Here is an 8,216-nt window from a genome sequence, read left to right on the forward strand (position 1 = left end):
ATGCATTTTAACCAACGCCCGGTAATTCCTGAGAACCCGCTGCCGATTGTCATCATAGGGGCAGGTGGCATTGTGCGCGATGCCCATCTCCCTGCCTACGCCATGGCAAAATTCCCGGTTGCCGGTCTGTATGACCTAAGTCCAGGCAAAGCGAAATCATTGGCGGATTCCTTTGGTTGGGTACAGGAGGCTTTTAATTCCCTGGATTTGCTAATCCAGAAGGCCCGGGAAGTAGGAGCTGTGTTTGATCTGGCCGTACCCGCCGAACAGATCCTGAAAATATTACCGCAATTACCCGATGGATCGGCGGTGTTGATACAGAAACCCATGGGTGAGAACCTGACGGAAGCGAGCGAAATTCGGGACCTCTGCCGAAAAAAGTCGCTGGTGGCGGCAGTCAATTTTCAACTTCGGCATGCCCCCTTTATGTTAGCTGCCAAGGACGTGATTCGTCAGGGATTGATCGGGGAAGTGTTTGACATGGAGTTTAAAGTATGTGTCCATACCCCCTGGGAATTATGGGAATTCCTGAAAAACAAAACAAGGCTAGAGATTTTATATCATAGCATCCATTACGTAGATACTATCAGGGACTTTTTGGGTAATCCTACTCAGGTATATGCCAATACGATCAAACACCCCAACAATAGCTCATTGGCTGCTACCAGAAGCACGATTGTTCTGGACTATGATCAATTTAAGCAAGCCCGTATCCTTACCAATCATGGGCACGATTACGGACCGAAACAGCAGGAATCGTACCTTAAGATAGAAGGAACGCAGGGTGCCATCAAGGTACAAATCGGGGTATCGTTTGATTATCCCAACGGCAGACCTTCCACATTTGAATATTACAGCAAAAAGGCTAAAGATAAGGGCTGGCAGGACGTTCCGTTGACCGGAGATTGGTTTCCAAATGCATTTATTGGCCCCATGGCCACCTTGCAGCAGCAATTTAAAACCCCTTCGGCACCGCTTCCCACTGCGGTGGAAGATGCCTTCCAAACCATGCGTTTGGTCGAAAAATTATATGAATCGAATGAACAAAATGGATTGGCCTTCAACTAAACGGGGCTGAAAAGAACTACGCGTTGCAAGCCCCTTAGATACGTTTATCAACTACCGGGCAGCGACCTAAACATAAAAAATAAATGAACAAATCAATACTTATTAAAACCGGAAGATCGCAGGATGTCCAATTTGCCTTGGAAAATGGTGCTGGCTCGGATGCGGTTCATTCTACTCCCATTTATGCCTATGCCGTTTGCCAATTACAAACGGATACCAAGTTGGATGGAATTGGGCTGGCCTTTACACTTGGTGCCGGGAACAAGCTCGTCTGTGGCGCCATCGATTATTTGGTACGCCACGTTGAAGGCCGGGAAATAAATGAGCTTATGGCTGATTTTGGAACCACCTACAAAAAGATGGCCGAAGACCCCAACCTCAGGTGGCTGGGGCCACACAAGGGAGTAGTTCACCTGGCCCTGGCCTCGGTGGTGAATGCCTGTTATGACCTTTGGGCTAAATCCAGGTGCCAGCCGCTGTGGCAATTGCTCGTAGACCTATCTCCGGAAGAGCTGACCAATACCCTGGATTTCTCCTATTACGAAGAAATCCTAACTAAAGAGGAAGCCATTCAGCTAATGAAAAAACAAGTGGCTGGAAAAAGTAGCCGGATGGGCATCCTTAAAACCGGCTATCCGGGGTATGACACTTCCATCGGTTGGTTCAATTACTCCGATGAACAGATAACTACCAATATAAAAAAATCGATTGATCAGGGCTTTACAGCCATAAAATTGAAAGTCGGCTCCATAGAGGAGGACAGGGATATTCGCCGGGCAGAACTGGTTCGCAAGGCGGCAGGGGCAAAAGCGACCATTATGCTGGATGCCAATCAGCAATGGAACCTGCCTACAGCCATTTCTACCTGTAAAAAGCTAATGGGAATTGATCCCTACTGGATAGAAGAGCCTACTCATCCCGATGATATTCAGGCCCATATCACACTCTCAAAGGAGGTGCCGATTCCAATTGCGCTTGGAGAACATGTACCCAACAAAATCATGTTCAAAAATTTTATCCAATCTGGCTGCATGTCTTTTAATCAGGTGGATGCCGTTAGAGTGGGCGGAGTATCTGAATTTCTCCTGATCAGCCTACTGTCGAGGAAATATTCCATTCCGGTAATGCCTCATGTAGGGGATATGGGACAGATTCACCAGCACCTGGTGCTTTTTAATCATATTTCGCTTGGCCATCCGGCAATTTTGCTGGAATACATTCCTCATCTAAAGGACTATTTTAAATTTCCTGCTCAGGTGGTGGGAGGAAAGTACAAAACCCCTCAAGAACCGGGCTTAAGTTCCGATTTTAAGGATTTAGTACAGGAGAAAACGGTCCTCTCCCATTGATTTTTCCAATAATAGTCAGATCTGCAAAATTTTGTGATTTAAATTTAACCAATTATTAGGTCGTTTGACCTAATATTCCTAATATTGGGGCAGAAGCCCTAAGTTATGCCAATTGCAAACGCCTGTTTATGTGTTTTTTAGGGCATCCCTTATCAATTAATTGATTGAGCATTCTCCCCTAAATCCGGGGGCAGGTGCCACCCACTTAAAATGAAATAATAAAAAACCTCAGGTATCCGGACCCCCATTGAAAATTAACATTCCAAGGAAATCAATCCGGAGCATCCAGGGTCAACGTGTTGAATAGCCGATAAATACATTCGAGTCAAACATAAATTTTAAGCGATGGCAATAAAAAACCCAAACACCTCCTAAGAATCCGATGGGAAACCCGGATGGTTGCAGGGTGAAAATTCCTGATATCAGTCAGATAAAATACCTGATTAACAAGACCCTGCATTCAATTATTATAAACCTAACAGACAAAATTATGCTAGTAAAATTACTAAAAAGGGGCCCAATGCTGGCCCGGTATTTCATTTATGGCCTGGCAATCCAGTTGCTACTATTCCAGGAGGTAGTAGCATTCGGGGTCAACGAAAAAGACAAAAGCGATGCAATTCAAACGGCAACTACCGGTAATCTAGTTGCAGCTGTTTTGGTAGAAGGAAAAGTAGTGGATGAGGAAGGGAATCCTATTCCGGGAGCAGCTATCCTTGTAAAAGGCACCACTTCGGGTACCACGACCGATATCGATGGAAACTTTTCACTTGAGGTAGATGAAGAAGCAATTATTGTGGTTTCCTTTTTGGGGTTTATCACACAGGAAATCGAAGTGGGCAACCAGACTGATTTTGAAATCACGCTCGTTGAAGATGTTGCTCAAATGGATGAGGTGGTAGTGGTTGGTTTTGGTACCCAAAAGAAATCGCACCTTACTGCAGCCGTGGAGCAAATAGGCAGCGACTTGATCGAAAACAGGCCTATTAACAGGTTATCCGAAGCACTTCAGGGAGCTGTTGCCGGTTTGTATGTGACCCCGGTTAACGGTGGACCTGCGCAGGAGTCAAATTTCAACATTCGTGGGTATACGGGATTTGGCCAGAAAGGCGGACCTCTTGTTTTAGTGGACGGAATCGAGCGTACCATGAGCGATGTCAATCCAAATGATGTAGAATCGGTTACGGTGTTGAAAGATGCTGCTGCTTCTGCCATATATGGATCAAGAGCTCCTTCCGGAGTAATTCTTATTACCACTAAATCAGGCTCAAAAGGTGAAAAAATACAGGTCAATTACAGCGGTAATTACAGTATAGGATCACCCATAGGAATGCCGCAATGGGCCAATTCCTGGGAATATGCAGAAAAAATAAACGAGCAATACAGAAACTCATTACAAGCGCCCATTTATACAGAAGAGGCCATCCAAAGAATGAGGGATTATGGTGCCGGATTAATCCCCAATAACATAATAACCGAAAATGGCACCTATGGTGCACACTGGGACATGAATGGCAACAGTGACTGGTTTGACATCATGTATAAAAGTGTTGTTCCAAGTCAACAACACAATGCCAGCGTTTCTGGAGGCAGCAACAACACGGGTTATGACGTAGGTCTTGGGTACAATGAATCCATGGGGCTCATAAAGGGTTCCGATGACAGACTGAACCGGTACAATGCGCTCTTAAAAGTAAATTCAGATGTTACGGATTGGCTTAGCCTCAGGATGAGCATGAACTATGTAAGAACAGATGAAACAGCACCCAATTATCGGGGAGGAGGACCAAATTACGGTGACATTTGGCAGAATGCATCCGCATCACTTCCCAATTGGAATGATTTAAATCCGAATGGGAGTCCCTCTTTTCTAAGTAGTGGTCCCTCATTGCGCGGAGAAGGCGGAACCCAAACCAATGAAAGAAACGAAACCACGCTTACCGGTGGGTTTACAGTAAAACCATTTAAAGGGCTTGACATTCGGGGAAATTATACCTGGAGAAACCTAACTTCCCACCTTGAGCGCAACACATTTGTGATTTTTGTGGAAGAGGCGGATGGAAGCATCCGAAATTCCGCCAGATCTGCACAGCAGAGTAGTGTGATCCGGCAAATGAATTTCACGAATTATCACACCGCAGACATCGTTGCTGATTACAATAAGCAAATTGGTAAGCATTCTATAAATGCCCTGGTGGGTTACCAGGAAGAGTATAATAATTTTTCTCGTTTATCCGGGACAGGTAGAGATTTGTATACCAATTCGGTACCCAGTATCAGCACCACCTTTAACCCCAACCCAACTGTGAATGACATGTTAACCCATTGGGCGACACAGGGTGTCTTTGGCAGGATGGCCTACAACTATGCGGAGAAATACTTTATCGAATTTAATGGCCGCTATGATGCGCATTCAAAATTTCCGGCAGCCATCAGGTGGTCCTTTTTTCCCTCCGTTTCCGGAGCATGGAATATAGCAAAAGAAAATTTCTGGTCGGTCAATAAAGTAGATGCTTTCAAAATAAGAGCCGCCTATACTTCTTCCGGCGACCCTGGATCTGGTAATTACCTGTACCTTCCAACCATGGGTACCGGTATAGGAAATGGGGATGTATTGCTTGGCGGAGTGAAACCAAACATGGTCTTTATGCCACCATTGGTCAGTTCCGATTTGACCTGGTCTTCCCCGCAAACGCTTGGCTTTGGCCTGGATGTAGTGGCCATCGAAAACAGGCTCGAGTTGACCTATGATTGGTACCAGCGTACCATTTACAATCAACCCGGCCCTGCTAAAATTTTACCAGAAACCATTGGAACCGGTTTGCCAAGTATCAATAACGCCGTTAGTGAGACCAGAGGCTGGGAATTTTCGATGAAGTGGAGAAACACGGGCCGGTTAGCTGGCAGACCAATTAATTATTCTGCAAGATTTAACATTGCCGATTACATCGGTTATGTGGTAGAATACGATGAAAACGTCAATGGACAACGAAATGGCACCTGGACTCCGGGGCAGGTATTTGGCCAGATTTGGATGTATGAATCCAATGGTGTCGCCCAGAATGTAGCCGATGTGGAAGCAAACGTCCCTCAGGGAGGCGGTTGGTATTACCCGGGAGATCTGATGATGAAAGATTTAAATGGGGATGGACAGATCAATGCTGGAGAAGGAGGCCGTTGGTATGCCAGAGGTGACCAGGTCATGGCCGGGTACAACTATGGGCGGTACCGGTATGGGATGAATTTGCAGGCCAACTGGAATGGCATTGACCTTTCAGTAACCTTTACCGGTGTACCCAAATGGATTACCTATACCAATAATTTCCACGTCATTCCTGCAGGAGTAAATATTTGGAACTCAAAATGGTTTACCAGCCACAGGGAGTTGGGTACCTGGACACCAGAAACACCGGACAATTATTTCCCCAGACATTCCTTTAAAACCTATGGGGCAAACGACCAATATGTAGAAAACCTGGCCCATCTCAGGGTTCAAAATTTACGCCTGGGATACAACCTACCTAAATCGCTGTTGGACAGGGCGAAGTTGAGAAAAGTGTACATCTATACCAGTGCTGAAAACCTGGGAATGATCTATTATAAGTCAAATTTCAGGTATGAACCTGAAATAATGTCCAGATACGGTGGAAATGGTTATCCTCCACAGCGTCAAATTTCTTTTGGTGTAAACGTAGGTATTTAATATAAAAAAATTAACTATGAAATTTAATCTGAAATATATAAGGACATTGTTAATCCTATTTACAATGTCATTTTATAGCTGCGTAGAGGATTTTCTGGAAAGGTATCCCTTAGATGCCATGACCGACGCGACCTACTTTACGTCGGCAAATGATTTAAAGGTAATGGCAAATGGCTTTTACAGGCTATTACCGAGGTACCATTTTCAAAGCCAGGGAAACGGCCCTATGAATAATTTCTTAGATGCCAATACCGACATTCAGGTGGGCACCGGTCCTTCCGGCTTTTTATTCCAAAGAGGAGCCTCCGGGCAGGCCCCCGCAACAGATGGTAGCTGGAACGGTAATTTCAACTGGATTAGACAAATTAATTATTTGATAAATAACGCAAGGCGCGTTGATGTAAGTGTTGAATCCAATCAATATACAGGAGAAGCCTATTTTTTCAGGGCCTGGGTCTATTTGAACATGTTGGAGCGGTATGGAGATGTTCCCATTTACACAGAAGTACTGGATACAGATAGCGAAAGGCTATATAAAGCGAGAGACTCCAGATACGAGGTAGCGGAATTTATCATCCAGGATCTGGACTCTGCGATTGTTAACCTGGGTTGGAAAAATTCAACTTTCGCAACCTCCGGACGGGTAACGAAAGAAGCTGCCCTGGTAATGAAAGCCCGGACAGCTTTATTTGAAGGAACCTGGGAGCGTTACCACGGATCTAAGAACACTCCCTTTGCCGTCGAAGGCCAGGATGGTAGTGAATTTCTGCAAATGGTAGAACCTACCATACAACAATTGATTGACCATCAGGGCAGCAATTTATTTACTAACGGAGGTCCCTTTAATGAGGCCTATAATCAACTGTTTTCCCAGCAGGATGCTTCATCATCTGCGGGCGTGTTTCTATACCGCATCTACGATGTGAATGAAATTGTGGGACATAATTTCTACGATTTGGTAGTAGATAATGCACAGGCACTAACCTGGAAATTGGTTGGCAGTTACCTGGACAAAGAAGGGATGCCTCAAGAACTATCCTCCTTGCCCATAGACTATGCAAGTTTGAATAATCTGGGAGAAAACCTCGATCCACGCTTCAGACAGTCAGTCTGGACTCCTGACAGAGGACCTCACCAGCAAATACAAGGTTACGGGACTACACCCACCCCGCTGCCATTACGATATCCCCAGCTTAACAATGTTTTCTCCGCAAATTATACCTCAACGGGCCTCCGCAGGTGGAAGGGAGCTATTTTAGATAATAACGAATGGCGAAATGGCTCTACCGATGAAGTTTTGATACGCTATGCAGAAGGATTATTGGCACTAGCAGAAGCAAAAGCCATATTGGGTACGATTAATCAAAGCGATTTAGACAAAACAGTGAACCTACTTCGTGAAAGAGTAGGTATGGTACCCCTGTCGCTTGCTGAGGTAAATTCCTGGCCCATAACGTATTCGGCAGAAGAGGGCTTTGAGCCTTCCGAATCAAATATTGTGAATGAGATCCGGAGAGAACGATTGGTAGAACTTGCTTTTGAAGGACACCGGCAAAATGACTTGAAAAGATGGGCCGTCTTTCATCAGGTGATCAATGATTGGAAACCAAAAGGTGCCCATTACCTGGAGTTTGTTGATTATTACAATGATCCGTCAAAATTAGAGACAGATGGTGTTAATGCTGGCAATACGGGTATTTGGGCCTTGACGATGGGTGAAGACTTTGACATCTTCAGTGATGGGCATATAAACCCATTTTTCCGAAACCCGGATTTCAGGTCTTCCGGAGAGGGCTTCTTCATTGAACCAGGTCGTGTATACCTCGCACCCATACCCAGAAATGAAATTGAAGTATATAGCGATGCAGGATATGAATTGACACAAAATCCCGGATGGTTCTAAATTATAATTGACTTTCAAAAAATGAATATTATGAAAAGGAATATTTTAATCTTAATTATTTTAGCTGGGATCGGAATGCTCTATTCTTGCGAACCCAATGCTATTAAGTTAAGAAAAAAACAGCTCTAGAGGCCAAAATAAGCCGGTTTTCCTTATGAAAACCGGCTTGCTTTAAGTAACTTAAAGCTTCTAA

At 44.7% G+C, this 8,216-nt stretch carries 4 protein-coding genes; all 4 read left to right on the top strand.

Annotated elements, in window-relative coordinates; all coding sequences use genetic code 11:
- The 4 genes from GCU44_RS21620 to GCU44_RS21635 all read left to right on the top strand — a co-directional run bounded on the left by GCU44_RS21620 (position 1) and on the right by GCU44_RS21635 (position 8,023).
- A complete protein-coding gene (locus GCU44_RS21620; RefSeq protein ID WP_154859483.1) occupies positions 1–1,068 on the top strand; it encodes a Gfo/Idh/MocA family protein in 1,068 nt (355 codons plus the stop codon).
- A gap of 83 nt (positions 1,069–1,151) precedes the next feature.
- Positions 1,152–2,417: an enolase C-terminal domain-like protein gene (locus GCU44_RS21625; RefSeq protein WP_154859484.1), complete on the top strand. Its 1,266-nt coding sequence runs from the start codon at positions 1,152–1,154 to the stop codon at positions 2,415–2,417.
- A gap of 490 nt (positions 2,418–2,907) precedes the next feature.
- The gene (locus GCU44_RS21630) at positions 2,908–6,120 is read left to right on the top strand and encodes a SusC/RagA family TonB-linked outer membrane protein (protein WP_161993996.1); all 3,213 of its coding nucleotides are present in this window, start codon (positions 2,908–2,910) and stop codon (positions 6,118–6,120) included.
- Positions 6,121–6,184: 64 nt separating this feature from the next.
- Positions 6,185–8,023, top strand: a complete 1,839-nt coding sequence (locus GCU44_RS21635) for a RagB/SusD family nutrient uptake outer membrane protein (protein WP_161993997.1) — start codon at positions 6,185–6,187, stop codon at positions 8,021–8,023.
- Positions 8,024–8,216: the final 193 nt, after the last annotated feature.

This window comes from Cyclobacterium xiamenense (assembly GCF_009467825.1).
Classification (GTDB): Bacteria; Bacteroidota; Bacteroidia; order Cytophagales; family Cyclobacteriaceae; genus Cyclobacterium; species Cyclobacterium xiamenense.

Bases quoted from the DNA above. Each gene is read 5' to 3' on its own strand.
- GCU44_RS21620 (WP_154859483.1), top strand. From the start codon at position 1: ATGCATTTTAACCAACGCCCGGTAATTCCTGAGAACCCGCTGCCGATT.
- GCU44_RS21625 (WP_154859484.1), top strand. From the start codon at position 1,152: ATGAACAAATCAATACTTATTAAAACCGGAAGATCGCAGGATGTCCAA.
- GCU44_RS21630 (WP_161993996.1), top strand. From the start codon at position 2,908: ATGCTAGTAAAATTACTAAAAAGGGGCCCAATGCTGGCCCGGTATTTC.
- GCU44_RS21635 (WP_161993997.1), top strand. From the start codon at position 6,185: ATGTCATTTTATAGCTGCGTAGAGGATTTTCTGGAAAGGTATCCCTTA.